24 protein-coding genes and 3 tRNA genes are annotated in these 23,707 nt (G+C 62.3%); 8 read left to right on the top strand and 19 right to left on the bottom strand.

Annotation, left to right across the window (positions count from 1 at the left end):
• Positions 1-8: 8 nt before the first annotated feature.
• The 9 genes from NVV79_RS14535 to tet all read right to left on the bottom strand — a co-directional run bounded on the left by NVV79_RS14535 (position 9) and on the right by tet (position 6,077).
• Positions 9-590 carry an NADH-quinone oxidoreductase subunit B family protein gene (locus NVV79_RS14535; protein ID WP_146289136.1) on the bottom strand — a complete coding sequence of 194 codons (582 nt, stop codon included), beginning with the start codon at positions 588-590 and terminating at the stop codon, positions 9-11.
• Positions 581-946, bottom strand: coding sequence for an NADH-quinone oxidoreductase subunit A (locus NVV79_RS14530; protein WP_146289137.1), 366 nt, complete (start codon positions 944-946; stop codon positions 581-583). Before NVV79_RS14530 ends, NVV79_RS14535 begins: the two co-directional genes overlap by 10 nt.
• A 366-nt stretch (positions 947-1,312) precedes the next feature.
• Positions 1,313-1,891 carry an outer membrane protein gene (locus NVV79_RS14525; protein ID WP_303990961.1) on the bottom strand — a complete coding sequence of 193 codons (579 nt, stop codon included), beginning with the start codon at positions 1,889-1,891 and terminating at the stop codon, positions 1,313-1,315.
• 308 nt (positions 1,892-2,199) lie between these two features.
• Positions 2,200-2,754, bottom strand: a complete 555-nt coding sequence (locus NVV79_RS14520) for an outer membrane protein (RefSeq protein ID WP_303990958.1) — start codon at positions 2,752-2,754, stop codon at positions 2,200-2,202.
• Positions 2,755-2,989: 235 nt separating this feature from the next.
• Positions 2,990-3,703, bottom strand: coding sequence for a peptide-methionine (S)-S-oxide reductase MsrA (gene msrA / locus NVV79_RS14515; protein WP_303990955.1), 714 nt, complete (start codon positions 3,701-3,703; stop codon positions 2,990-2,992).
• Between the two features lie 166 nt (positions 3,704-3,869).
• Positions 3,870-3,946 (bottom strand) — tRNA-Asp (locus tag NVV79_RS14510).
• A gap of 226 nt (positions 3,947-4,172) precedes the next feature.
• Positions 4,173-4,248: transfer RNA gene (locus NVV79_RS14505), tRNA-Val, on the bottom strand.
• A gap of 148 nt (positions 4,249-4,396) precedes the next feature.
• Positions 4,397-4,669: an HU family DNA-binding protein gene (locus NVV79_RS14500; protein ID WP_056234092.1), complete on the bottom strand. Its 273-nt coding sequence runs from the start codon at positions 4,667-4,669 to the stop codon at positions 4,397-4,399.
• Between the two features lie 208 nt (positions 4,670-4,877).
• Positions 4,878-6,077, bottom strand: coding sequence for a Tet(A)/Tet(B)/Tet(C) family tetracycline efflux MFS transporter (tet, locus tag NVV79_RS14495; protein WP_303990946.1), 1,200 nt, complete (start codon positions 6,075-6,077; stop codon positions 4,878-4,880).
• Between the two features lie 175 nt (positions 6,078-6,252).
• On the opposite strand from tet, the gene NVV79_RS14490 reads away from it, so the two are divergent.
• On the top strand, positions 6,253-6,486 hold the full coding sequence (locus NVV79_RS14490) for a hypothetical protein (protein WP_303990944.1): 234 nt from the start codon (positions 6,253-6,255) through the stop codon (positions 6,484-6,486).
• Positions 6,487-6,624: 138 nt separating this feature from the next.
• On the opposite strand, the gene lon is transcribed toward NVV79_RS14490, so the two are convergent.
• Together lon and NVV79_RS14480 are read right to left on the bottom strand one after the other, a co-directional pair.
• Positions 6,625-9,057, bottom strand: a complete 2,433-nt coding sequence (gene lon, locus NVV79_RS14485) for an endopeptidase La (protein WP_303990941.1) — start codon at positions 9,055-9,057, stop codon at positions 6,625-6,627.
• Between the two features lie 238 nt (positions 9,058-9,295).
• Positions 9,296-9,727: an Lrp/AsnC family transcriptional regulator gene (locus NVV79_RS14480; protein ID WP_303990938.1), complete on the bottom strand. Its 432-nt coding sequence runs from the start codon at positions 9,725-9,727 to the stop codon at positions 9,296-9,298.
• A 117-nt stretch (positions 9,728-9,844) separates the two neighbouring features.
• Between NVV79_RS14480 and rocF the strand changes: the two genes are divergently transcribed.
• Both rocF and NVV79_RS14470 read left to right on the top strand, forming a co-directional pair.
• Complete coding sequence (rocF, locus tag NVV79_RS14475; RefSeq protein WP_303990936.1) at positions 9,845-10,816, top strand: arginase; 972 nt, start codon at positions 9,845-9,847, stop codon at positions 10,814-10,816.
• A 28-nt stretch (positions 10,817-10,844) separates the two neighbouring features.
• Entirely contained in the window at positions 10,845-11,849 is a 1,005-nt protein-coding gene (locus tag NVV79_RS14470; RefSeq protein WP_303992682.1) for an ornithine cyclodeaminase, read from the top strand.
• Positions 11,850-11,965: 116 nt separating this feature from the next.
• Here the strand turns inward: NVV79_RS14470 and NVV79_RS14465 are convergent, their stop codons facing one another.
• Entirely contained in the window at positions 11,966-13,078 is a 1,113-nt protein-coding gene (locus NVV79_RS14465) for a citrate synthase (RefSeq protein WP_303992681.1), read from the bottom strand.
• A 78-nt stretch (positions 13,079-13,156) separates the two neighbouring features.
• Here NVV79_RS14465 and NVV79_RS14460 point away from each other — a divergent pair, with 78 nt between their 5' ends.
• Positions 13,157-14,236, top strand: coding sequence for a citrate synthase/methylcitrate synthase (locus tag NVV79_RS14460; RefSeq protein WP_303990934.1), 1,080 nt, complete (start codon positions 13,157-13,159; stop codon positions 14,234-14,236).
• Positions 14,237-14,429: 193 nt separating this feature from the next.
• Here the strand turns inward: NVV79_RS14460 and clpX are convergent, their stop codons facing one another.
• The 7 genes from clpX to NVV79_RS14425 form a co-directional block, all read right to left on the bottom strand.
• On the bottom strand, positions 14,430-15,707 hold the full coding sequence (clpX, locus tag NVV79_RS14455; protein ID WP_303990932.1) for an ATP-dependent Clp protease ATP-binding subunit ClpX: 1,278 nt from the start codon (positions 15,705-15,707) through the stop codon (positions 14,430-14,432).
• Positions 15,708-15,880: 173 nt separating this feature from the next.
• Complete coding sequence (locus tag NVV79_RS14450) at positions 15,881-16,510, bottom strand: ATP-dependent Clp protease proteolytic subunit (protein ID WP_303990930.1); 630 nt, start codon at positions 16,508-16,510, stop codon at positions 15,881-15,883.
• 235 nt (positions 16,511-16,745) lie between these two features.
• Positions 16,746-16,976: a hypothetical protein gene (locus tag NVV79_RS14445; RefSeq protein WP_303990927.1), complete on the bottom strand. Its 231-nt coding sequence runs from the start codon at positions 16,974-16,976 to the stop codon at positions 16,746-16,748.
• 124 nt (positions 16,977-17,100) lie between these two features.
• The gene (locus tag NVV79_RS14440) at positions 17,101-17,496 is read right to left on the bottom strand and encodes a YciI family protein (RefSeq protein WP_303990924.1); all 396 of its coding nucleotides are present in this window, start codon (positions 17,494-17,496) and stop codon (positions 17,101-17,103) included.
• 81 nt (positions 17,497-17,577) lie between these two features.
• Positions 17,578-19,050, bottom strand: a complete 1,473-nt coding sequence (locus NVV79_RS14435) for an NAD(P)H-hydrate epimerase (RefSeq protein WP_303990921.1) — start codon at positions 19,048-19,050, stop codon at positions 17,578-17,580.
• 157 nt (positions 19,051-19,207) lie between these two features.
• A complete protein-coding gene (gene tig / locus NVV79_RS14430) occupies positions 19,208-20,587 on the bottom strand; it encodes a trigger factor (RefSeq protein ID WP_303990917.1) in 1,380 nt (459 codons plus the stop codon).
• 49 nt (positions 20,588-20,636) lie between these two features.
• Positions 20,637-20,721: transfer RNA gene (locus NVV79_RS14425), tRNA-Leu, on the bottom strand.
• A gap of 385 nt (positions 20,722-21,106) precedes the next feature.
• Here NVV79_RS14425 and NVV79_RS14420 point away from each other — a divergent pair.
• The 4 genes from NVV79_RS14420 (at position 21,107) to NVV79_RS14405 (ending at position 23,691) form a co-directional block, all read left to right on the top strand.
• A complete protein-coding gene (locus tag NVV79_RS14420) occupies positions 21,107-21,445 on the top strand; it encodes a P-II family nitrogen regulator (protein WP_303990914.1) in 339 nt (112 codons plus the stop codon).
• A gap of 71 nt (positions 21,446-21,516) precedes the next feature.
• Positions 21,517-22,926: a type I glutamate--ammonia ligase gene (gene glnA, locus NVV79_RS14415; protein ID WP_303990911.1), complete on the top strand. Its 1,410-nt coding sequence runs from the start codon at positions 21,517-21,519 to the stop codon at positions 22,924-22,926.
• 141 nt (positions 22,927-23,067) lie between these two features.
• Complete coding sequence (locus NVV79_RS14410) at positions 23,068-23,349, top strand: type II toxin-antitoxin system RelE/ParE family toxin (RefSeq protein ID WP_303990909.1); 282 nt, start codon at positions 23,068-23,070, stop codon at positions 23,347-23,349.
• Between the two features lie 45 nt (positions 23,350-23,394).
• The gene (locus tag NVV79_RS14405) at positions 23,395-23,691 is read left to right on the top strand and encodes a HigA family addiction module antitoxin (RefSeq protein ID WP_303990907.1); all 297 of its coding nucleotides are present in this window, start codon (positions 23,395-23,397) and stop codon (positions 23,689-23,691) included.
• Positions 23,692-23,707: the final 16 nt, after the last annotated feature.

The following is a 23,707-nucleotide window of genomic DNA, read 5'->3' as shown; positions in this document are numbered from 1 at the left end:
GGGTGATCCTAGCGTTCGATTGTGCCGGTGCGGCGGATTTTCTTTTGCAGCAACAGTATGCCGTAAAGAAGCGCTTCGGCCGTGGGCGGGCAGCCCGGGACATAGACGTCCACCGGCAAAACGCGATCGCAACCCCGCACGACCGAATAGGAATAGTGGTAGTAGCCGCCGCCATTGGCGCAGCTACCCATGGAGATGACGTAGCGCGGCTCGGGCATCTGGTCATAGACCTTGCGCAGGGCTGGAGCCATCTTGTTGGTCAGCGTGCCGGCAACGATCAGCACATCGGATTGGCGTGGCGAAGCACGCGGCGCCGTACCGAAACGCTCGATATCGTAGCGCGGCATCGACATCTGCATCATCTCGACGGCGCAGCAGGCCAGCCCCGTCTGCATCCACATCAACGAGCCGGTACGGGCCCAGTTGACCAACTGGGAAACGGTCGAAACCAGGAACCCCTTGTCGGCCAACTCGTCCGTAACGTCAGTAAAGAACGGATCGGCGGCGCCGGCCGTCTTGCCGGTACGCGGATCGACGAGACCAGTGGGGCGCGGCGCGACAAGCGTGCCGTTCTGTTCGCTCAATCCCATTCCAGGGCCCCTTTCCGCCATTCATAGATAAAGCCGACGGTCAGCACGCCGAGGAAGATCATCATCGACCAGAAACCGAACCAGCCAACCTCGCGGAAGGCGACGGCCCAGGGGAACAGGAACGCCACTTCAAGATCGAAGATGATGAAGAGAATACAGACGAGATAGAATCGCACATCGAACTTCATGCGCGCATCGTCAAAGGCGTCAAAGCCCGCCTCGAATGCCGAAACCTTCTCCGGATCCGGGTTCTTGACCGCAACGATGAAGGGGGCAATCAGCAGGGCCAGGCCGATAAGGCCAGCCAAGCCAAGGAATATGACAATCGGAAGATAGTCGCTGAGCAGGTCAGTCATGCGGCAGCCTGTTTCTAGTCCGGCCGGGCGACCGGTGCGAGGGTTGCGCAAGCAATTGGGGCGAGCGAACCAACGCAAACATTGATGGCTTGGGCTTAGACCTTTGGCTACGCGGTTTCAAGGGAAAGAAAATATGAGAAGAACAATCATGTATGTTCCGAACAAAACCCGCAATGCCGATAGCGTCGACATCATTCCGGCAGCAACGGCATGCTCGGATTCAGGGGCGTTTTGGAACGGCACGAAAGCAGCCCGAAGACCGGAGCCAGAAACACAAAACGGCGAACCGGGTTAGCGGTTCGCCGAATTGGGTTTGCAAGACGCTAGGTCGGGAGGGCGGCAAGCCGCCCTGCCCGATTGCAAAACTTAGAAGTGGTAGAACACACCAACGGTGGCCTTGGCACCTTCGAAGAAGGCGTCGTTGGCACCGTCGAAGTCGCCCTGGCCAACCAGTTCACCGCGAACGGTGACCGAGTCGGTCACGGCCAGTTCAACACCGCCACCCAGCTGGTACACGCCTTGGTTGAAACCGGTACGGTTGTTGGTACCGAGACCACCGATGGCGTAGACGAGGACCGAGTCGGTCACGACAGCACCAGCACGCAGGTTGGCGAAGAATTCGCCGGTGCTGAAGGCATTGTTCCAGATGTAGTCGCCGGTGACTTCAGCGCCGATCAGGAAGGGATCGACGGGGATGAAGTTCACGCCGACGGCAGCGCCGAGGACGCCCGAAGTCGTGCTGACCGGGTAGCCGGCATAGAGGCTGGCGTCGGTACCGGTGAACTGGCCACCAGCGCGAACACCAACATAGAGACCTTCCCAATCGAAACCGGCAGCTTCATAGATCGGCTGCGGGGTGGTCGGGATGATGAGGTCGGCGGCCTGAGCACCACCAGCGAGCAGCGCGGCAGCAGCCACACCGAGAGAAAGCGAACGTACAAACATATCTTGCACTCCCATAGAGTTAACCGTAGTCGACCGACTAGATGCCTCAGCATAACGCGCGTGACAAGCCTCTGGTCGCTCAAATTCGGCAATGCGGATAACGCCAGATGACCATTTGAGGGCAGGTGTTGCGCCAATGCCGCGCAATTGGCCCAATTTGAGACAAATTTGATCCATCGAGCGCCCCAATGTGGCGACGAGATGCCCCATCTGGCCACGACTGAGTCGCGCCGTCAAGCATCCCCCACCCCAGACAGAAACGGCCCCGCCGAAGCGAGGCCGTTTCCTGGATCGTGATTCTGGTGATTCTAGAAGTGGAAGTTGGCGCCGACCGTGAACTGGTCCTTGCTGTTGGTCCCGTCATTGAGCGGGAAGCCATGCAGATACTGGGCCTCGACCGTGATGCTGTCGGTGACCGCAAGTTCCACGCCGCCACCCAGCAGCAGGTCCTGCTCGTCGGGCGGGCCAAGATCGATGCCGTAACCGCCGGCCGCATAAACCAGCACGTCATCGCTGACCACGAGACCGGCGCGACCGAGAATCTGGCCATAGGTGGTTTCGCCCACGGCATCGCCGCCGGTCAGGCCATGAACGGCCACTTCCGCACCCAGAAGATAGAAGTCGAATTGGGCGTTCACACCGGCCTGGACGCCCAGGCCGTATTGGGTGCCGCTATCGGACCCGTTCTGGGCACCGCCATAGACGCCGGCATAAAAGCCGCTCCAGTCAAAACCGGGTTCCTCGTAGATCGGCATCTCGACCGGGGTGCTGGTGGGGACCGTGATCAGGTCCGCCGCGAAAGCAGTGCCCATCGGGATGGTCGTGGCGAGCGCCGCAAGCGCCATTTTGTTGAACAAGCTCATCGCTGTTCTCCTTGCTACTGGACCGTTCGACTTGATGAACGCAGCGCTATCGTGCCGGTTCCGCCTTGGGTCATGGGGGCTTTTCCCGGAATGCGACCCGATAAATCCGGGTTTCGGGAACAGCCGACAGCAGCGGTTTTGCTCGGGTTTACCGGCAAAAACCCGTCCCTCAGGCGGCCAAAATAGGGCAGCGCCGTCGCGTTGCCGATCGGTCACAGTTCGCCGGGCAAGGCACTTAGAGCATGCCGACAAGCACCGGATCGTCCCGATACATGTCGGGAAACAACGCCTTGAGGGCGGCGATCTTGGGCAGGTCGTTGAACACGATGTAGGGCCAGGTCGGATTGAGCGTCAGGAAATCCTGATGGTACTGCTCGGCCGGGTAGAAGGCCTCGAACGGCTCGATAGTGGTGACGATCGGCCCTTCGAACAGGTCGGTTTCATCGAGCTGGGCGATATAGGCCCGGGCGATCTCGGCCTGCTCGTCATTAACAGGGAAGATAGTGGAGCGATATTGCGTGCCGTGATCGGGGCCCTGGTAGTTGAGCTGGGTCGGGTTATGGGCCACCGAGAAATAGACCTGCAGCAGTTCGCCATAGCTCACGACGGCAGGATCGTAAGTGATTTCAACGGTTTCGGCGTGACCGGTGGTGCCGCTGCCGGTCTGTTCGTAAGTCGCCGTCTCGGCAGCGCCGCCGGAATAGCCGGAAATGGCACGGGTGACGCCCTGCACATGCTGGAACACGCCCTGCACGCCCCAGAAGCAGCCGCCGGCGAAAACGGCGGTGGCCGAGATGCCGGTATCGGTGAGGTCCGTGGCGGGCGGTGGAATTTCGACCGGCGCTTCCTCTGCGACAACTGGCTGATTCCATTGCACAAATGCCAAAGCGGGCAGGACGAGCAGCGCGGCAAGGACGGAACGGCGGCCGGTGGAGAATGAACTGGGCATTTGCAAAACCTCTGCTGAGAGCAAGTTGCAGGTCAGTTCGTTCTCTATGCGCCTGTAGTTACGGCAGATCAGCCGCTTCACGACGAAATGAAGCAGCGACTCCGACCTCGCAGCAAATAGATCAGCAATTTCAGGGATTTGGTCACAAGGCCACTTTCAAGGAAAGTGGCGCGAGAGACGGGGCTCGAACCCGCGACCTCCGGCGTGACAGGCCGGCGCTCTAACCAACTGAGCTACTCCCGCAGCGCGGGCGAACGAGCCGTTCGCGCAACGTGGCGTCCGTTTACCCAGCACCTTGCCCCAAGTCAAGCGAGCAAGTTGGGATCGAAGCGACATTTTCATGAATGTCGAAGCCGGATGTGGAAAAGTGCCTGTGACACAGATGCTAGCGGCAATTGCCTGATGCGGAAGATGAGATTCACGCAAGCGGCGAATTCGTTAGCACACTGTTAGCATCGACAGGAATGGGTGGTGGGCGATGACGGGCTCGAACCGCCGACATCTTCGGTGTAAACGAAGCGCTCTACCAACTGAGCTAATCGCCCGCAGGACCGTAGTCCGCTGCAAGGTGGCCTTGTTATTGCCCCTGCCCGCCAGCGTCAACCGGCAAAAATGAAATGGCCCCGGCGCAATGCGCTCGGGGCCGATCGGTATGCCGATCCCGGGGTCGGTCCTGCCGACCCCCTGACGATCTTAGTTGATCGCGTCCTTCAGGCCCTTGCCGGGCTTGAACTTGGCCTGGTTCGAGGCCGGGATCTTGATCTCGGCGCCGGTGGCCGGGTTGCGACCGGTCGAAGCCTTGCGCTGCGACACGGCAAAGGTGCCGAAACCAACGAGACGGACTTCTTCACCAGACTTCAGCGAGCCGGTGATCGCCTCGAACACTGCGTCCACCGCTTCAGCGGCCTGTGCCTTGGTGATCGTCGCTTTGTCGGCGACGACGCCAACCAGATCGTTCTTGTTCATAGCGTTTCCTCACAGTGAATTGCCCGCCCTCGTTGGCGAACCTTAAAACCCGGCAACCCTTGGTCGATTCTGCGTGAAAGGCAAGGATTTCCGGGGTTTTGACGAGGCCGGACGGTGCAAAGCTGTTAATGGACCGGAAACTGCGCCCCCGCAAGTCCTCGATTGTGGATATATGCCGGTTTTCCGGGCTTTTCTGCCGGTTCCGAGCCTATTCACCCGCCGCGGGAACGGATGAGGGGCGACGCCTGATTCCCAGCATAAGTGGCAGTGCCAAAAGGTAAATTCCCGCTCCGATGATCCAGATCAGACCCGGCCAGGTGCCACGAATGGCAAAATAGGTGAAACTGAAGAAAAGTGGACCGAAAACGGCCGCCAGGCTGACCAGACTCGCCAGCACCCCTTGCAACTGGCCCTGCTTGTCGGCCCCGACCTGAGTCGTGGTGAGTGACTGCAGGGCCGGCATGCCGATGCCGCCAAGGGCGAAAAGTGGCGCCAGCGCAAAGAGAATCCAGCCCTGGGTGGCCAGCCCCAGAATCACCAGCGCCGTGAGCTCACAGGCCATGCCGACCACCAGCGCCCAGCGCTCGCCAAGGCGGGCAACGGCCGGGCCGGTGAGGAAAGCCTGGGCACCGGCATGGAAGACGCCATAAGCGCCGAGCGACAGGCCGATCATCATGCCATCGAACTGGAAGGCATCTTCACTGAACAGCGCCCACATCGTGCCGTAGATGGTGCCGACAAAATTCATGATGACGAAGATGGCCATCAGCGGAATCAGCGCCTTGAATTCGAGCGCCCATTTGAGCGGCTTGAAGGGGTTGAGCGTATCCCAGGTGAACTTGGCGCCCGGCTGCCCCTTGCGGGATTCGGGCAGCAGGAACAGGGCCACGGCGAAATTGACGCCGTTGAGAACCGCCGCCGCGATGAAGGGCGCGCGCACCCAGATGTCGCCCAATATGCCGCCAAGCACCGGCCCGATGATGAAGCCGATACCGAACATGGCGTGGAACAGGCCGAAGCGCCTGGCGCGTTCCTCCTCGGAGGAAATGTCGGTGATATAGGCCGTGGCGACCGCCATATTGGCGCTGGTAATGCCGGAAATGGCGCGACCCAGCACCAGCATCCAGAGCTCGGGCGCAAAGGCCATGATCAGATAATCGATGGCCGCGCCCGCCAGGGATACCAGCAGCACGGGCCGCCGACCGAAACGGTCGCTCAACACGCCGAGAATGGGCGAGAACAGGAACTGGCAGGCCGAATAGAGCGCCAGCATGATGCCCAGCAGCGTCGCCACTTCTGACATGTGCCCGACATCGCGCAGCAAGGCCGGCAGGATGGGAAAGATCAGTCCGATGCCGACGGCATCGAGGGTGACGGCGCCAAGAATGACGATAAGGGCCTTGTTCAAGGGATGCTCCTATGGGCGCCGTCAGCCGGCAAATGGAGGTAGGGCGTTCACGGGCGCGTTACAAGCCCGACATGGTTATGACGAGTGGTGCTGACAGAATTCGACAGGAGCATTTGGTGCGGGGGTGCCCGCGGCGAAACGTGATAGGCCAAGGCGACAGAACCGCGAGGAACCCATGGTGGTCGCCTATATCGTGCAGGGCTTTCAATTGAGGGGGCGTAAGCTGACCCCCGACCAGCCCAGAACGGCCAAGACAGCGGAGGACGCGGTAATTCTGGCAGAACGAATGGCAACGACACGCGCAGGTGTGTTCGCCTTCTCACAGGCAGTAGATATCGAGACAGACACCTATGACGAGCCGAAGGTGCTGTTGCGGCTGGGAGACCTGCCGCCGGGGCTGCCGGAGTAGGCGCGGTTAATTCAGTCGTCTCCCCTCCCCACAAGGGCGAGGGGTGGCTCCACTTGGAGGCAGGATAGCGCTCCTACACAACCCACAAACAAAACGGCGGCCTTTGCGGGCCGCCGTTTTTCATTCAGTTCATGCCGCTCAGTGCGGCAGGCCGGCTGTAGCGTCGTCGCCGGTGTCGACCGTGGTCGAGACCGCCGGGGTGGTTTCTTCGAAGTTCCACTCGATAGGCTCGGGCTTGCGCACCAGGGCGCGCTCGATGACCTGATCCATGCGGGAAACCGGGACGATTTCCATGCCTTCCTTGACGATGTCAGGAATCTCGGCGAGATCGCGGACGTTTTCCTCGGGGATCAGCACGGTCTTGATACCGCCGCGCAGGGCCGCGAGGAGCTTTTCCTTGAGGCCGCCGATGGGCAGCACCCTGCCCCGCAAGGTGATCTCGCCAGTCATGGCGACATCGTTGCGGACGGCGATGCCGGTCATGACGGAGACGATGGCGGTAGCCAGCCCGATACCGGCCGAGGGACCATCCTTGGGGGTGGCGCCTTCGGGCAGGTGGACGTGAATGTCGCGCGTGTCGAACATCGGCGGCTTGATGCCGAAATCGATGGAGCGGGAACGGACATAGGCCGTTGCCGCAGTCAGCGATTCCTTCATCACTTCCTTGATGTTGCCGGTGACCGTCATGCGGCCCTTGCCCGGCGTCATCACGCCTTCGATGGTCAGCAGCTCGCCGCCAACCGAGGTCCAGGCCAGGCCCGTGACCAGGCCAACCTGCGCTTCGGCTTCGATCTCGCCATGCTTGTAGATATCGGCGCCGAGATACTTGGTGAGCTTCTCTTCGTCGATGACCACGGTCTTGACCTTGGTCTTGACGATCTCGGTCACGGCCTTGCGCATCAGCTTGCCGATTTCGCGCTTGAGGTTACGCACGCCCGCTTCGCGGGTGTAGCGCTGGATCAAGGCAGTCAGCATCTCGTCGGAAAGCTCGAACTCGCCATGGGCAAGGCCGTTTTCCTTGAGCGTCTCGGGGATCAGGTGCTGCTTGGCGATCGCGTGCTTCTCCTGCTCGGTGTAACCGGACAGGCGAATGATCTCCATGCGGTCCATCAGTGGCCCGGGAATGTTGAGCGTGTTCGAGGTCGTCACGAACATCACGTCGCTCAGGTCGTAATCGACCTCGAGATAGTGATCGGCAAAGGTGTGGTTCTGCTCGGGATCGAGCACTTCCAGCAATGCCGAGGACGGGTCGCCGCGGAAGTCCTGGCCCATCTTGTCGATCTCGTCGAGCAGGAAGAGAGGATTGGACTTGCCGACCTTCTTGAGCGACTGGATCACCTTGCCGGGCATGGAGCCGATATAGGTGCGGCGGTGACCGCGGATTTCGGCCTCGTCACGCACGCCGCCGAGCGCCATGCGCACGAATTCGCGGCCCGTCGCCTTGGCGATGGACTTGCCCAAAGAGGTCTTGCCGACGCCCGGAGGACCGACGAGGCAGAGGATCGGCCCCTTGAGCGAGCCGGTACGGCCCTGCACGGCCAGATATTCGAGGATGCGTTCCTTGACCTTCTCGAGGCCATAGTGATCCTCGTCCAGGACCTTTTCGGCCAGGACCAGATCACGCTTGACCTTGCTCTTCTTGCCCCAGGGCAGGCCGAGCAGCGTATCGAGATAGTTGCGGACGACGGTGGCTTCGGCCGACATCGGGCTCATCGACTTGAGCTTCTTGAGCTCAGCCTCGGCCTTGGTGCGGGCTTCCTTGGAAAGCCTTGTCTTGGCGATGCGCTCCTCGATCTCCTGGATTTCGTTGGAGCCCTCTTCGCCGTCGCCCAGTTCCTTCTGGATCGCCTTCATCTGCTCGTTGAGGTAATATTCGCGCTGCGTCTTTTCCATCTGCCGCTTGACGCGGCTGCGGATGCGCTTTTCCACCTGCAACACGCCGATCTCGCCTTCCATCAGGCCGAGAATCTTCTGGAAGCGCTCGGCGACCGACACGGTCGAGAGCAGGTCTTCCTTCTCGTTGATCTTGATGACGAGGTGGCTGGCAATGGTATCGGCGAGCTTGGAATGGTTCTCGATCTGCCCGACGGCAGCGACGACCTCGGCCGAAATCTTCTTGTTGAGCTTCACATAGCTCTCGAATTCGGTGGTGGCCGACCGCGACAAAGCCTCGATCTCGGTGGCGTCTTCCACCGGCTCGGGCAGAATGGAGGCCTCGGCCTCGAAATATTCGTCGGTCTGGAGATAGCGGTCGATGGTGGCGCGATGCAGGCCCTCGACCAGCACCTTGACAGTGCCATCGGGGAGCTTGAGCAACTGCAGCACGGTGGCAATGGTACCCGTGGCGTAAATCTGGTCCGGGGCCGGATCGTCGTCCTGCGCATTCTTCTGCGTCACGACGAGGATGTGCTTGTCGTCGCGCATAACCTCTTCAAGCGCCTTGACCGATTTCTCACGGCCGACGAACAGCGGCACGATCATGCCGGGGAAAACGACGATATCACGCAGGGGAAGAACTGGGTAAACCCGGTCCCGGCTGAAGTCGCCAGTGGCGGGGGTGACGTCCGTCATCTCGTATCCTTTCCGGGGCGCGCGAGAGGAAGGAGAGTGGTGCGCGCCCGTTATAGACAGCTCCAAGCGCAAAGGCTGGGCTGATTCCGGTTAATAAATAGGTTCGCCTATGGGCGCCGCAAGTCAACCTTCGCGGTTTTGTGACGGTTAAGACGTGAACGCACAGGAGATATGTGCGAAAGGGCGGGAACAGGGTTGTGCCTTGGCTGCAGGGTGGATGTAGGGATGGGGCACGCCCCTACCCCACGCTCCGCCGCGCCTTCAGCAATATGCTGGTATCCGTCGATGCTATGCCGTCGATCTGGCGGATCTGGCGCAGCAGGTCGTCGAAGGCTTCCACATTGGGCGCTTCGAGTTCCGCCACCATGTCCCAGCGGCCATTGGTATTGTGGAGCTGGCGCACTTCGGGCATGCCCAGCAGGCGTTTCATCACGGCGGCTTCGTGCTTACCATCGACCTCGACCATGGTGATGGCACGGATGCCCTGGCCGGGCGCTGACGCCATGACGACGGTGAAGCCGGCAATGGCGCCGCCCTGCACCAGCCGGTCGATGCGCGCCTTGGCAGTAGCGCGGGAGACGCCGAGATCGAGCGCCAGCTTGTTGACCGGCGTGCGGGCATTGGTGCGCAGCAGGGCGATGAGGCGATAGTCGAGATCATCGAGGATCATTTTGCGCGCCTTGGCTTGGCAGAGTGAGCAATTGACCGCGCAAATCTAGCACTATTCCGGCTTTTCGTACACATGACGGCGCGGCAGGCTGGCCTCATAGACACGAGGAGCTGTCCAATGAGCCAGAATACCGCCCGTTCCATCGACCTGTTCGGTATTCCCAGCGATGCCGGCGCCTCCTGCCGGGGGAGCGGTATGGGGCCGGAAGCGCTGCGCGTGGCCGGGCTGGTGGAGACTCTGGCGACGCTGGGGCATGTCGTGACTGATCGTGGTGACATTACCGGGGGCGATGGGGCGAAGACACCGTGGCGGCTGTCGGACGAGCGCAAGGCGGAAGTATTGACCATCGCGCAGCAGAGCAGCGCGCTGGCCCTGGCAAGCCTTGGCGCAGGGCGGCTGCCGGCCTTTGTCGGCGGCGACCATTCGCTCTCCATGGGCACGATTTCGGGCGTGGCGCGGCATTGCACCTCCGTGGGCAAGCCGCTCTTCGTGCTGTGGGTGGATGCGCATGGCGATTTCAACACGCCGGCGACGTCGGAGACCGGCAATATCCACGGCATGCCGCTGGCGCTGCTATGCGGGGAGCCGGATTTCGGGCCGGACTACGAGGGCGAGTGGCGCGGGCTGGTCGATCCGCGCCATGTCACGATTTTCGGGGCGCGGTCCATCGACCGGCCGGAGCGGGAATTGCTGGAACGGCGCGGGGTCGACGTGATCGACATGCGCCGCATCGACGAGATGGGCGTGGTGGCGCTGATGCGCGAGATGCTGGCGCGGGTGAACGCCGTGGGCGGGCACCTGCATGTGAGCCTCGATGTCGATGCGATCGACCCCGCCATCGCGCCGGGTGCCGGTACGCCCGTGGCGGGCGGACTGACCTTCCGCGAGGCGCATCTGGTGATGGAAATGATCCATGACAGCGGCGCCATGGGCTCGCTCGATGTGGTGGAACTCAACCCCTATCTCGACCAGGCGGGCATGAGCGCCCGCCTCTTGGTCGACCTCACGGCGAGCCTGTTTGGCCGCCAGATCATGCCGCGCCAGGTGGCGCGGATCAGCGAGACTGCAACCAGCATCCAGGGAGGCTGAATTGACGCAATTCATCGGGGTCGAAGACATGAGGAGGCTAGTCCGGTCCACTGGCACAAAGGCCTTTCTCACCCAACTGGCCGACTATGTCAGGTACGACTTTTCGCGCTGGACGGAATTCGAGAAATCCGCCCGCGTCGCCAGCCATTCGAAGGAAGGCGTGATCGAGCTGATGCCAACTTCGGACGGGCGGCTCTACAGCTTCAAATATGTCAACGGACACCCCAACAATCCCAAAACCGGCAAGCTGACCGTTACGGCTTTCGGCGTGCTGGCGGATGTGGCCAGCGGCTATCCGCTTCTCATCAGCGAGATGACGCTGCTGACGGCTTTGCGAACGGCGGCGACTTCGGCCTTTGCTGCCTCGGTGCTGGCGCGTAAGGATAGCAGGGTGATGGCGCTGGTGGGCGCCGGGGCGCAATCGGAATTCCAGGCGCTGGCTTTCCAGGCGCTGCTCGGTATTGCGGAAATCCGGGTCTACGACCCCGATCCCCTGGCAGTGGACAAGTTCATGGCCAATGCCGATGGCTTCGGCATGAGGCTGGTGCGCTGCACTGGTGTCGCCGAGGCGGTTGATGGCGCCGATATCGTTACGGTCTGCACCGCGGTCAAAGGGCGGCAGGCGGTGATCGAGGCAGGTATGTTGCGGCCCGGGATGCATATCAATGCCATTGGCGGCGACTGCCCGGGCAAGACGGAGTTGCATCGGGACATTCTAGATATCGGCAAATACTTCACCGAATTCACGCCGCAGACGCGGGTCGAAGGCGAAATCCAGCAGGCGGGGCCGGATTATCCCGTGGTCGAGATGTGGGAAGTGCTGGCGGGCGTCAAGGACGGTCGGACCAGTGACGCGGAGGTTACGGTTTTCGATTCCGTCGGATTTGCCGTCGAGGATTTTTCGGCTTTGCGGCTGGTCCATGACCTGACGGAAGGCAAGCGACGCATGGTTGACCTCGTGCCGGAGCTGGATGATCCGAAAAACCTTTATGGGGAGCTGGTGGGCGCGCGGCAGGTGGCCGAGGTGGCGTGAACTGGCTTAGTAGACCTCATGGTGAGCTTGTCGAACCATGGGGTCGTGGCACCAGGCCTCCACTCGCTCGACCTCGCGGTTCGACAAGCTCACCATAAGGTCTTTGGGGATACGTGCTATTTCCCCACATAGCGCGCCCGTGGCCGGATCAGCTCGCCGCTGTCGATCTGCTCGATCATATGGGCCAGCCAGCCCACGCAACGCCCCAGGGCGAAGAGGGTCAGCGCGGCATCGTCGGGGAGATCGAACCTTGCGGCGAGCGCGGCCAGGGCAAAATCCACATTGGGCTGTTCGCCGGTGAAATTCGTGGCCGCTTGGCGGAAGGTCCCGTAATCGGGCGGTAGATCGAAGGCGGCCAGCAAGGCGGCGCAGCGCGGATCGCCGTAACGATAAAGTGGGTGGCCCATGCCGGGTACGGCACGCCCCTCGCCCAGCCAGTCACGCAGCGCCTCGGGATCGCCGCCTACATCCTCGACCAGCGCGGCGACGACGCGTGACGCGCGGCCATGGCTGGGGCCGGTCAGGGTGGACAGCGCCGCCAACGTGCCGGCCCAGAGCGACGCGCCGGTGGATACCGCGACCCGTGCGGCAAAGGTCGAGGCGTTGAGTTCGTGATCGGCCAGCAGCACCAGTGCGCGCCGGATAGCGTCGCCTGCATCAGGTCGGTGCCAGGACAACGCCAGGCGCGTGTGAAGGGGTTCGGTGGTGGTGTCGGCGCCGGTCAGGGCCTCGGCCAGCGTGCCGAGCACCTGCCCGGCTTCCGCGGCCAGCATGGCGGGCGCCTGCATGGTTGCTGTGGGCAACCAGGCCTGGTCGGCCAGAGCGGCGAAGGCGGCGGGCAATCCCGGCGCCCTGCCCGTTTCGCCCCGCGTGCCAAGCCGCAGTGGTGCCTGCCAGAGCAGGGTCACCATATCTTCGAGCGTCGCGGTTTCGGCCAGCAGGCACCCGTCGTGGCCGCGATAAAGCAGACGGCCGTCCGAGATCGAGGAAATGGCGGTGCTCAGCACCGGATCGCCCCAATGCATGGCCTGTGCGGCTACCGCTTCCTGCTTGCGCCGGCCTTTGGCCCTTTGCGCCAGGCGGCGCACATCGTCACCGCGATAGAGGCTGCGGCGGCTGTCGGCCGGATCTGGCCGGGCCTTGATCCGGCCGCGACTGACATTGGCATAGAGCGTCTGGGGCTGGGTGCCCAGCAGGGCCAGCGCTTCGCTCGCGGTGAGCCAGTCCATGACATTGATCCAATTGGTCAAGATTGACGTCAATATCAGCATGCCTGACCCTTGCGGCAACAAGCAAGGAGATGACCCATGAAATCTGGTCTCGAGGATGTCGTCGCGGCTGAGACGGTGCTGTCGGACGTGGATGGCAAGAATGGGCGGTTGATCGTGCGTGGGGTATCGCTGGACGATCTGGTGATGACCAGCCGCTTCGAGGATGTGGTGGCGCTGCTGTTCGACGGCTTCCTGCCCAGCCCGCCGGATTTGCGGGCAGCTTTAGGCGCGGCGCGGGTGGCGACGTTCGGGCAACTGGCCGATGCCGGGGCATTGGTGGACTTGCCGCCGGTGGAGGGCGTGCGGGCGCTGCTGGCCCGGCTCGCCGATGGCGACGATTTGCCGACGGCGCTGGAACTGGTTGCGGCGCCGGCCGTGTTCACCGCAGGCCTGCTGCGGCTCAAGGCCGGGCTGGCGCCGATTGCCCCCGATCCGGAGCTGTCACAGGCGGCCGACACACTGCGCATGCTGTGCGGGTCCACGCCGAGCGCGGAACAGGTGTCGGCGCTCGACCGCTATCTGGTGACGGTGGCCGACCACGGCCTCAATGCGTCGACCTTCGCCGCGCGCGTGGTGGCGTCAACGCAGGCGGGGCTGACTTCGTCGGTGCTGGCGGCGCTGAGCGCGCTTAAGGGGCCGCTGCATGGCGGCGCACCGGGGCCGGTGCTCGACATGCTGGATGGCGTGGGAAGGCCCGACAATGCCGACGCATGGATCAGCGCGGCGCTGGCCGACGGCGAGCGGCTGATGGGGTTCGGGCACCGAGTCTATCGCGTACGCGACCCGCGGGCCGATGCGCTCAAGGGCGCGGTGCGGATGCTAGCGGCATCTGGGGCGATCGATCCGGAGCGGCTCGCGCTGGCCGAGGCGGTGGAGGCCGCGGCGCTGAAACAGTTGCGGCAGCGCAAGCCGGATCGGGCGCTGGATACAAATGTGGAATTCTATACCGCGCTGCTGCTGGAGGCGCTGGGCTTTCCGCGCGAGGCGTTTACCTGCGTGTTTGCCATGGGACGCGTGGCGGGCTGGGTGGCGCATGCGCGGGAGCAGGCGGAAACCGGACGGTTGATCAGGCCGATGTCGGTTTATGTGGGGCCGGCGGCTAGGGAAGCGGCGTAAGAGTCTTGGGGGATACCCCCTCCTGGCCTCCCCCTGATAGGGGGAGGAATCCGGCCGGTGATTGGGGCGCGACGTTGCCAAAGCCCCAATGCGGCTCCTCCCCCTATCAGGGGGAGGTTGGGAGGGGGGGGTATCCGCCAAAACAAAAACGCCGGGCGCAAAGCCCGGCGTTTTCAATTCAGTGCAAAAACCCTTACGCCGTGGCGGGGGCGTCTTCCTGCTTGCGTTCGGAATAGATGTAGAGCGGACGGACGTCCTTGCCCTTCACCACATCCTCGCTGATCACCACTTCTTCCACGCCTTCGAGCGAGGGCAGGTCGTACATGGTGTCGAGCAGGATGGCTTCCATGATCGAGCGGAGGCCGCGGGCGCCGGTCTTGCGCTCGATGGCCTTTTCGGCGATCGCCTTGAGGGCGTCCTCGTGGAAGGTCAGTTCGACCTCTTCCATCTGGAACAGGCGCTGGTACTGGCGCACCAGGGCGTTCTTCGGGGCGGTCAGGATTTCGATCAGGGCGGCGATGTCGAGGTCTTCCAGGGTCGCCAGCACAGGCAGGCGGCCGATGAATTCCGGGATCAGGCCGAAACGCACCAGGTCTTCCGGGGCCACATCGGCAAGAATCTGGCCGACGCGACGGTCGTTGGGGTCCTTGACGGTGGCCGCGAAGCCGATGCCCGAGCCTTCACCACGCGCCGAGATGATCTTTTCCAGCCCGGCAAAGGCGCCGCCGCAGATGAACAGGATATTGGTCGTGTCCACCTGCAGGAATTCCTGCTGCGGGTGCTTGCGGCCGCCCTGGGGCGGAACCGAAGCCACGGTGCCTTCCATGATCTTGAGCAGGGCCTGCTGCACGCCTTCGCCCGATACATCGCGGGTGATGGACGGGTTATCGGACTTGCGGCTGATCTTGTCGACTTCGTCGATATAGACGATGCCGCGCTGCGCCTTTTCGACATTGTAGTCGGCGGACTGCAGCAGCTTGAGGATGATGTTTTCCACATCCTCGCCGACATAGCCGGCTTCGGTCAGCGTGGTGGCATCGGCCATGGTGAAAGGCACGTCGAGAATGCGGGCCAGCGTCTGGGCCAGCAGCGTCTTGCCCGAACCGGTGGGACCGATCAGCAGGATATTGGACTTGGAAAGCTCAACGTCCTGGTTCTTGGTCGCGTGGTGCAGGCGCTTGTAGTGGTTGTGGACGGCCACGGACAGCACGCGCTTGGCGCGGAACTGGCCGATGACGTAGTCGTCGAGCACCTTGCAGATTTCCGCAGGGGTCGGCACGCCATCGGAGGACTTGACCATGGAGGTCTTGTTCTCTTCGCGGATGATGTCCATGCACAGCTCGACGCATTCATCGCAGATGAACACGGTCGGACCGGCGATCAGCTTGCGAACCTCATGCTGGGATTTCCCGCAGAACGAGCAGTAAAGCGTGTTCTTCGAGGTTTCGCCGTTCGTTGTCTCTTTGGACATCCTGTCACTCCCGGGAGCAGCGTGCTCCCAAAACTCAGCGGTATCGGAAAAGGTAACGCTGAAGGCATAAACAAAGTCTAAGCCGAAACGATCCTAAAGACCGTTCCGGCTTGGTGCAATTGCGCATGGATCACAGTCCACGGCGCATCGGCAATGTGCTTAACGCCGGCCACTCAGCTCGCGGCATCCGGTACGATGCGCTTTTCCATGACGCTATCGATGATGCCGAAGGTCTTGGCTTCCTCGGGCGAGAGGAAATTGTCGCGCTCGAGCGCACGCTCGATTTCCTCGTAGGTGCGGCCGGTATGCTTCTCATAAATCTGATTAAGACGGCGCTTCAAACCCTCGACTTCCTTGGCATGAATCAGGATGTCGGTGACCTGACCCTGATAGCCGCCGGAAGGCTGGTGAACCATGATGCGCGAGTTCGGCAGCGAGCTGCGCATGCCCGCTTCGCCGGCGGCGAGCAGGAGCGAACCCATGGAAGCCGCCTGCCCCATGACCATGGTGGCCACGGCCGGGCGGATGAACTGCATCGTGTCGTAGATGGAAAGGCCAGCCGTCACCACGCCGCCGGGCGAGTTGATGTACATGGCGATTTCCTTTTTCGGATTTTCCGATTCGAGGAACAGCAACTGTGCCACGATGAGCGAGGCCATGTTGTCCTCGACCACACCGGTCACGAAAATGATGCGTTCGCGCAGGAGGCGCGAATAGATGTCGAAGGCGCGTTCGCCGCGGTTCGACTGCTCGACCACCATGGGAACGAGCGTATTCATGTAGATATCGTGCGGATCCCGCATGTGATGCCCCTTTTGCCGTGCCGGGTCGCGGACCGGGCTGGCAGATTAGTGAGTTGGAACACGATCCCTTCCCGAACGCGGACATCGGGGGTCCGGGGATCATGCCGGAAATCGAATCGGCGCGACGGCCGATTGCAGACTATGCCGCCTTAAGAGCGGGTAAAGGCACAGATAGGCGGCAATGGGGCGCGCTTCAATAGGCGTCGGGCCGCAGGGTGAATGCCGCCCTGCCCGATCAGGCCGAGAAGCTGACCGCCACGCCCTTCTTGCGGAAATAGGCCTGCATCAGCTTGCGGCCCTGGCGGTTGGACTGGGCCAGCTTGGATGGCTCGAACACGGCTTCCTTAGCGCCTTCGCGGGCCATGGCCGCCTTGAGGGCGGCGATATGGGTATCGAGGTCCTCGTTATCAGCCTTGATCGAGGCATAGATATTGTCGATGGCCTGGGCCAGGGTCAGGTCGCTCACGGCATACAATCCTCAGTCGCTTCTGCTGCCTTCAAGACATCATCGGCGCCGGCTTGCCAAGTCTTTTCGGCATGATTTTGTCCGGGCGGAGCGTCGCGCCCCGCCCGGGAATGCTGCGGCCGACCTAGGACAGGCGGAGTTCCGGGCGGGCCTGGCCGGTTTCGCTGTGGCGGTGATCCTCGACCAGCGGCCGGATCTCGAGGCGGCAATGGGCGGCGATGGGATCGTCGTCGAACAGGGCCACGGCCTCTTCCATGTCCCGCGCCTCGAGCAGCAGGAAGCCGCCGACGACCTCCTTGGTCTCGGCATAGGGCCCGTCGACCAGGGACATCTTCAAGCGGCGCCGGTCGATCGTAGTCCCCGCCGCGATATCCGCCAGGGGCGAAGCGAAGAGCAGGTGGCCGGATTGGCGCAGCTTGTGGTCATGCGCGATGGTGGCGTCGTCCACCGCGCGCATCTGTTCGGGGGTAAAGCCGGCAAAGGCGTCCGGGCCGAAATAGGCAAGACAGAGGAATTTCATCTTCACTCTCCATGGTTGAACACCACCGCGACGAGTGGCCATTCACCGGCTCGACTATTTTTTTCGCGTTTATCGACGGATTTACAAGCTCGCCAATACGCCCGGCACCAGCAGGGGCAAATCTTCGCTGATCAGGCCGGGGCCGCCAAAGCGGTTGGCGGCTTCGGCATGGAGCCAGACGGCGGCGCAGGCCGCTTCCCAGCCCGCCATACCCTGTCCCAGCAGGCCTGCAATCATGCCGGCCAGCACATCGCCCGAACCTGCGGTGCCGAGCCAGGCGGGGGCATTGGCATTGATGGCGACGCGCCCATCGGGGCTGGCGATGACGGTATCACTGCCCTTGAGCACGAGAATGGCGCCCGAATGTTCGGCGGCCGCACGGGCCTTTTCCAGCTTGCCGCCGGGAACGTCGCCGAACAGGCGCTGGAACTCGCCGTCATGCGGGGTCATGACCACGGGACGGGGATTGGCCTTGATGGCGGTGAAGAGCGCATCGGCTTGGCCGGCGAAGCTGGTGATTGCATCGGCATCGAGCACGGCGGCGGCGCCGGACGCCAGGACGGCGAGCACATTGTCGCGAGTCGCCTCGCCCATGCCGGCGGCCGGGCCGATGACAGCGGCATTGATGCGCCGGTCGGCCAACAGTTCGGCCAGCGCAGCGATATCTGGAGCGGGCTTGAGCATGATGGCGGTGACATGGGCGGCATGGACCGCCAGGGCGTCCTCCCCTCCGGCCAGCGAGACCACCCCTGCCCCGACGCGGAACGCCGCCATGGCCGCGAGGCGCGCGGCACCGGTCTGCAACGGGCCGCCCGAGACGACCACGACATGGCCACGGTCGAACTTGTTGCCTTCATTGCCGGCTACGGGAATCGACCAGAGACTGGGCGTGTTCTGCCAGGCCGTGGCCGTGATGGACTCGAGCACGGTTTCGGGAATGCCGATCTCGGCCAGCACCACTTCGCCGCAGCGGTCGCGGCCGGGCAGCAGCAGGTGGCCGGGCTTGAGGCGGAAGAAGGTGACGGTCATGTCCGATATCATGCCGGTGCCGGATACGGCACCAGTGGCGCCATGGATGCCGCTGGGCACATCGATGCTGACCACGGGGCGATTGCTCGCATTGACGGCCTCGATAATGGCGGCGAAGTCGCCTTCGACATCGCGGTCGAGCCCGGCACCCAGCAGCGCATCGACGATAAGGTCGGCGCCTTCGATATCCTTGTCGGTTGGGGCCTCGATGCGACCGGTCCACTGCCCGGCCATGGCGGCCGCATCGCCCTTGAGGGCGTCGCGCGCGCCGATGAGGCGAAGCTGGACGGGCCAGCCCTTCTGCTTGAGCAGGCGGGCCACGACGAACCCGTCGCCGCCATTATTGCCGGGACCGCACAGGACCAGCACCGAGCGCTGGTAATAGCGCTCGACAATGGCCTCGGCCACCGCCTTGCCGGCGGCCTCCATGAGCTTGAGCGACCTGACGCCGGCCTGCACGGCGAACTGGTCGGCTTCGGCCATCTGGCGGGGAGTCAGCAGGATATCGGCTTGGGCGATGGTCATGGGATGGTCCCGGTGATGCATTAGGCTGAAAACAAAAAGCCGCCCATTTCTGGGCGGCTTTGAAACTTGCGTCAGCGCCATTCGAGCCCAGCTCTCATGGCCTTCTCTCCTGAAATCGCTCCACTGGAGCGATTTTGCCCTGCGGGCCGGTTCGAAGTTAGTGGTGGTGCTCTTCGGGAACCTCGTCCTCGTCGGCCTGGATCAGCTTGGCGAGTTCGGCGCGGGTCATCTTCTTGTCGGTGATGTCGCCCTTTTCGGAGACGAAATCGACAACCTTGTTCTCGAAGACCGGAGCGCGGAGGCCGGCAAGGGCCTGCGGGTTCTTGCGATAGTAGTCGTAGACCTGCTGTTCCTGACCGGGGAAGCGGCGGACTTCGGCGATGAGCGCCTGCTGGTGCTCTTCCTCGGTGACCTCAACTTCGTTCTGGTTGCCGATCTCGGCGACGACAAGGCCCAGGCGCACGCGGCGCTCGGCGATCTTGCGATACTGCTCGCGGGCGGCTTCCTCGGTCGTGCCTTCATCTTCGAAGGACCGGCCGTGGCTCTGCACTTCGTGCTCGACGCGCTGCCAGATCGTGTTGAACTCGGCATCGACCAGCTGGGCCGGAACGTCGAACTTGTGGCCGTCATCGAGCGCATCGAGAATCTGGCGCTTCATATGCTGGCGGCTCATCGAGGCGAGAGCGGCTTCCATCTGCGTCTTGACCGCGGCGCGCATGGCTTCGACATTCTCGACGCCGAGGCGCTGGGCGAATTCGTCATCCAGCTCGCCCTGGTTGGGGCCATCGACATGCAGGATGGTGACTTCGAACTGCGCCTTCTTACCGGCCAGCTCGTCGCTCTGGTAATCCTTGGGGAAGGTGACGTCGATCTCGCGGGTCTCGCCCTTCTTCATGCCGACGAGCTGCTCTTCGAAGCCCGGGATGAATTCGCCAGCACCGACGGTGAGGTGAGCATGGTCGGAGGTACCGCCATCGAAGGGCTTGCCCTTGATCTTGCCGACGAAGCTGAGGCCGAGACGATCGCCATTCTCGACGATGCCCTCGTCACCCTTGTCGGTATAGCCGCGGTTCTGCGCGAAGACGCGGTTCACTTCGGCGGTGACTTCCTCGTCGGTGATGTCGATGACGGGACGGTCGAGCTTGATGCCGTCGAGCTTCATCAGCGTCACGGGCGGCAGGACTTCATATTCGACTTCGAAGGCCAGGTCGGCCTTGCCGTCGAGCACGTCATTGATGACGGCCTGATCGTCGGGCAGATCGACCTTGGGCTGCGCCGCGGCGCGTTCCTTGCGCTCGTCGAGTGTGTCGGAGACCGTGGAATTGATGGCGTCGGTCATGACTTCGGACATGGCCGAGCGGCCGAACATCTTCTTGATATGGGCCAGCGGCACCTTGCCGGGACGGAAGCCCTTGATGTTGGCCTGGCCCTTGAGCTCTTCGAGCTTGGCGCCAAGGCGCTCATTGAGGGCGGCGGCCGGAATAGTAACGCTCAGCTTGCGCTTCAGGCCTTCATTGAGGGTTTCGGTAACCTGCATTCGGTTTTGTCCCGTATTCATTGGATCGCGTGAGGGCCAAGTCCCTAGGTGGTGCGGGTGAGAGGACTCGAACCTCCACGCCTTGCGGCGCTGGAACCTAAATCCAGTGCGTCTACCAGTTCCGCCACACCCGCAAAAGGACCCGTTGGCCGGGTTGGCGTTGCATCTATATGAAGATGGAAAGCCCGTCAAAGCCTAGCTTGGCGATTTGCCGTGAATGGCGAAAACCATGCAACATGGGCCGATTGCGCGGATTATGAGCGCCGGCTGCTCCGAATGCATCCGGGTGGCGACATAAGCGCCACTCCGCTCGCCACCCCGTCGCCTCCGCTGGACGATTGCACAAAACTTGTGCATCCTGCCGCCGTTTTGGACACTACCCGTCTAACCGGCACCGCCGACCGCATCAGGCCTTTGCAGTAAGTCTTTCGTCATACAGGCATTTTTGGCTTGCTGACAGGCTGGCACAAGCCGTGCATACGGGCTTGCGGTACTCGCATACGACACTTGGAGGCACACATGAAAAAGATCGAGGCTATCGTAAAGCCGTTCAAGCTGGACGAAGTCAAAGAGGCACTTCAGGAGGTCGGGCTGCAAGGCATCACGGTGACCGAGGCCAAGGGCTTCGGGCGCCAGAAGGGCCATACCGAGCTCTATCGCGGCGCAGAATATGTCGTCGACTTCCTGCCCAAGGTGAAGGTCGAGGTCGTGTGCCCCGACGAACTGGCAGAGAAGGCCATCGAAGCCATCCGCAATGCTGCGCAAACTGGCCGCATCGGCGACGGCAAGATTTTCGTCTACCCGATCGAGCAGGCCATTCGTATCCGTACCGGAGAATTCGGCGACGACGCGCTCTAGGGGCTTTCGCCTCGGGCATGGCTCGCCGTGACTACAATCCAAAGCATTCCGTTTAGACAGGGGAATATCTAATGACCACCGGAGCTGACCTCCTCAAGCGCATCAAGGACGAGAACATCAAGTATCTCGACCTGCGCTTCACCGACCCGCGCGGCAAGCTGCAGCATGTCACCCTCGACGTTTCCATCGTCGACGAAGACCTGTTCGAAGAAGGCACCATGTTCGACGGCTCCTCGATCGGTGGCTGGAAGGCCATCAACGAAAGCGACATGGTGCTGATGCCCGATCCGGCATCGGCCTATATGGACCCCTTCTTCGGCGCCTCGACGCTGGTGGTGAACTGCGACATTCTCGAGCCGCTGACCTACCAGCCCTATAGCCGCGACCCGCGCACCACGGCCAAGAAGGCCGAGGCCTATCTGAAGTCGACCGGCATTGGCGACACGGTCGTGTTCGGCGCCGAGCCCGAATTCTTCATGTTCGACGACGTGAAGTATTCCAATACGCCCTACAAGGTCGGTTTCGAAGTCGATCATCCCGAACTGCCGTCCAACAACGACACCGCCTATGAAGCCGGCAATAGCGGCCACCATATCGGTCTCAAGAAGGGCTATTTCCCGGTGCCGCCGCTGGACAGCGCGCAGGACATTCGCGGCGAAATGCTGGCTGCCATGGCCGATATGGGCGTGGTCGTCGAGAAGCACCACCATGAAGTGGCCTCGGCCCAGCACGAGCTCGGCATGAAGTTCGCGCCGATGATCAAGGCCGCCGACGACGTGCAGATCTACAAGTATGTCATTCACCAGGTCGCCAATGCCTATGGCAAGACCGTGACCTTCATGCCCAAGCCCGTCTTCGGCGACAATGGCTCGGGCATGCATTGCCACCAGTCGATCTGGAAGGACGGCAAGCCGCTCTTTGCCGGCGACCAGTATGCCGGCCTCAGCATGGATGCGCTTTACTATATCGGCGGCATCATCAAGCACGCCAAGGCCATCAACGCCTTCTCCAACCCCACCACCAACAGCTACAAGCGCCTGGTGCCGGGCTTCGAGGCCCCCGTGCTGCTGGCCTATTCGGCCCGCAACCGCTCCGCGTCGTGCCGCATCCCCTTCGGCCAGTCGCCGAAGTCCAAGCGCATCGAAATCCGCTTCCCCGATCCGCTGGCCAACCCCTACCTGGCCTTCTCGGCCATGCTGATGGCCGGCCTCGACGGCATCAAGAACAAGATCCACCCCGGCGACCCGATGGACAAGGATCTGTACGAGTTGCCGCGCCAGGAACTGATGCAGATCCCCCATGTCTGCGGCTCGCTGCGCGAAGCCCTGGACAGCCTGGACAAGGACCGCGAATTCCTGCTGGCCGGTGGCGTGTTCGACAACGACCAGATCGACAGCTACATCGAGCTGAAGATGACGGAAGTCGTCAAATTCGAGCAGACCCCGCATCCGGTCGAATACGAAATGTACTATTCGGCCTGAGGCTGACAGATCGGAATGAGAAAGGGCCCCGGAAGGGGCCCTTTTGTTTTGAGGCAGGCTTATTGCCGTATCGCCGTATGATACAAATTCCTTGCAAAATGTATCATGATGAGATACATCCTTCTGTTATCGGAGCGCGGAATGATCGTCTCGTTCAGGGACAAGTCAGTGGAACGATTGGCGGGCGGCAAGGCCCCGAAGGGCTTTCCGGCCGATCTCGTTCGCTCCGCACGCCGCAAGCTCTATATGATCGAGCATGCGCTCGAACTTCGTGACCTGATGTTGCCTCCCGGCAACCGACTGGAAGCCCTGAAAGGCGACAGATCGGGGCAGCATTCCATCCGGATCAACGACCAATGGCGCATTTGCTTCGTCTGGAGAGACGACGGCGCCCATGACGTAGAAATCGTGGACTATCATTGACGATGCCGCATGTCAGTATCTCGCAACAGCCCGAGGAGCAGGAAAATGACCATCCAGTTCGATCCACCGATCCATCCCGGCGAAATCCTGCGGGAAGAGTATCTCGTGCCATTGGGTATCTCGGCGGGCGCGCTGGCCAAAAAGCTCCGTGTTCCGCGCACGCGGATCGAGCGCATCGTTGCCGAGACGCATCCGATCACCACGGATACCGCGTTGCGGCTATCCAGGTTCTTCGACACCACGCCACAATATTGGATGGGGATGCAGGTCACCTACGACCTGGCGAATGAGGCGCCGGTTCTTGCGCAGGAGCTGGAGCAGATCGAGATTCTGGCCGCGTGAGGTTTCCACTTACCTG

This window comes from Devosia ginsengisoli (assembly GCF_024707105.1).
Classification (GTDB): Bacteria; Pseudomonadota; Alphaproteobacteria; order Rhizobiales; family Devosiaceae; genus Devosia; species Devosia ginsengisoli_A.
The sequence above is the reverse complement of the archived record's forward strand: the minus strand, read 5'-3'. Positions and strand labels throughout refer to the sequence as shown.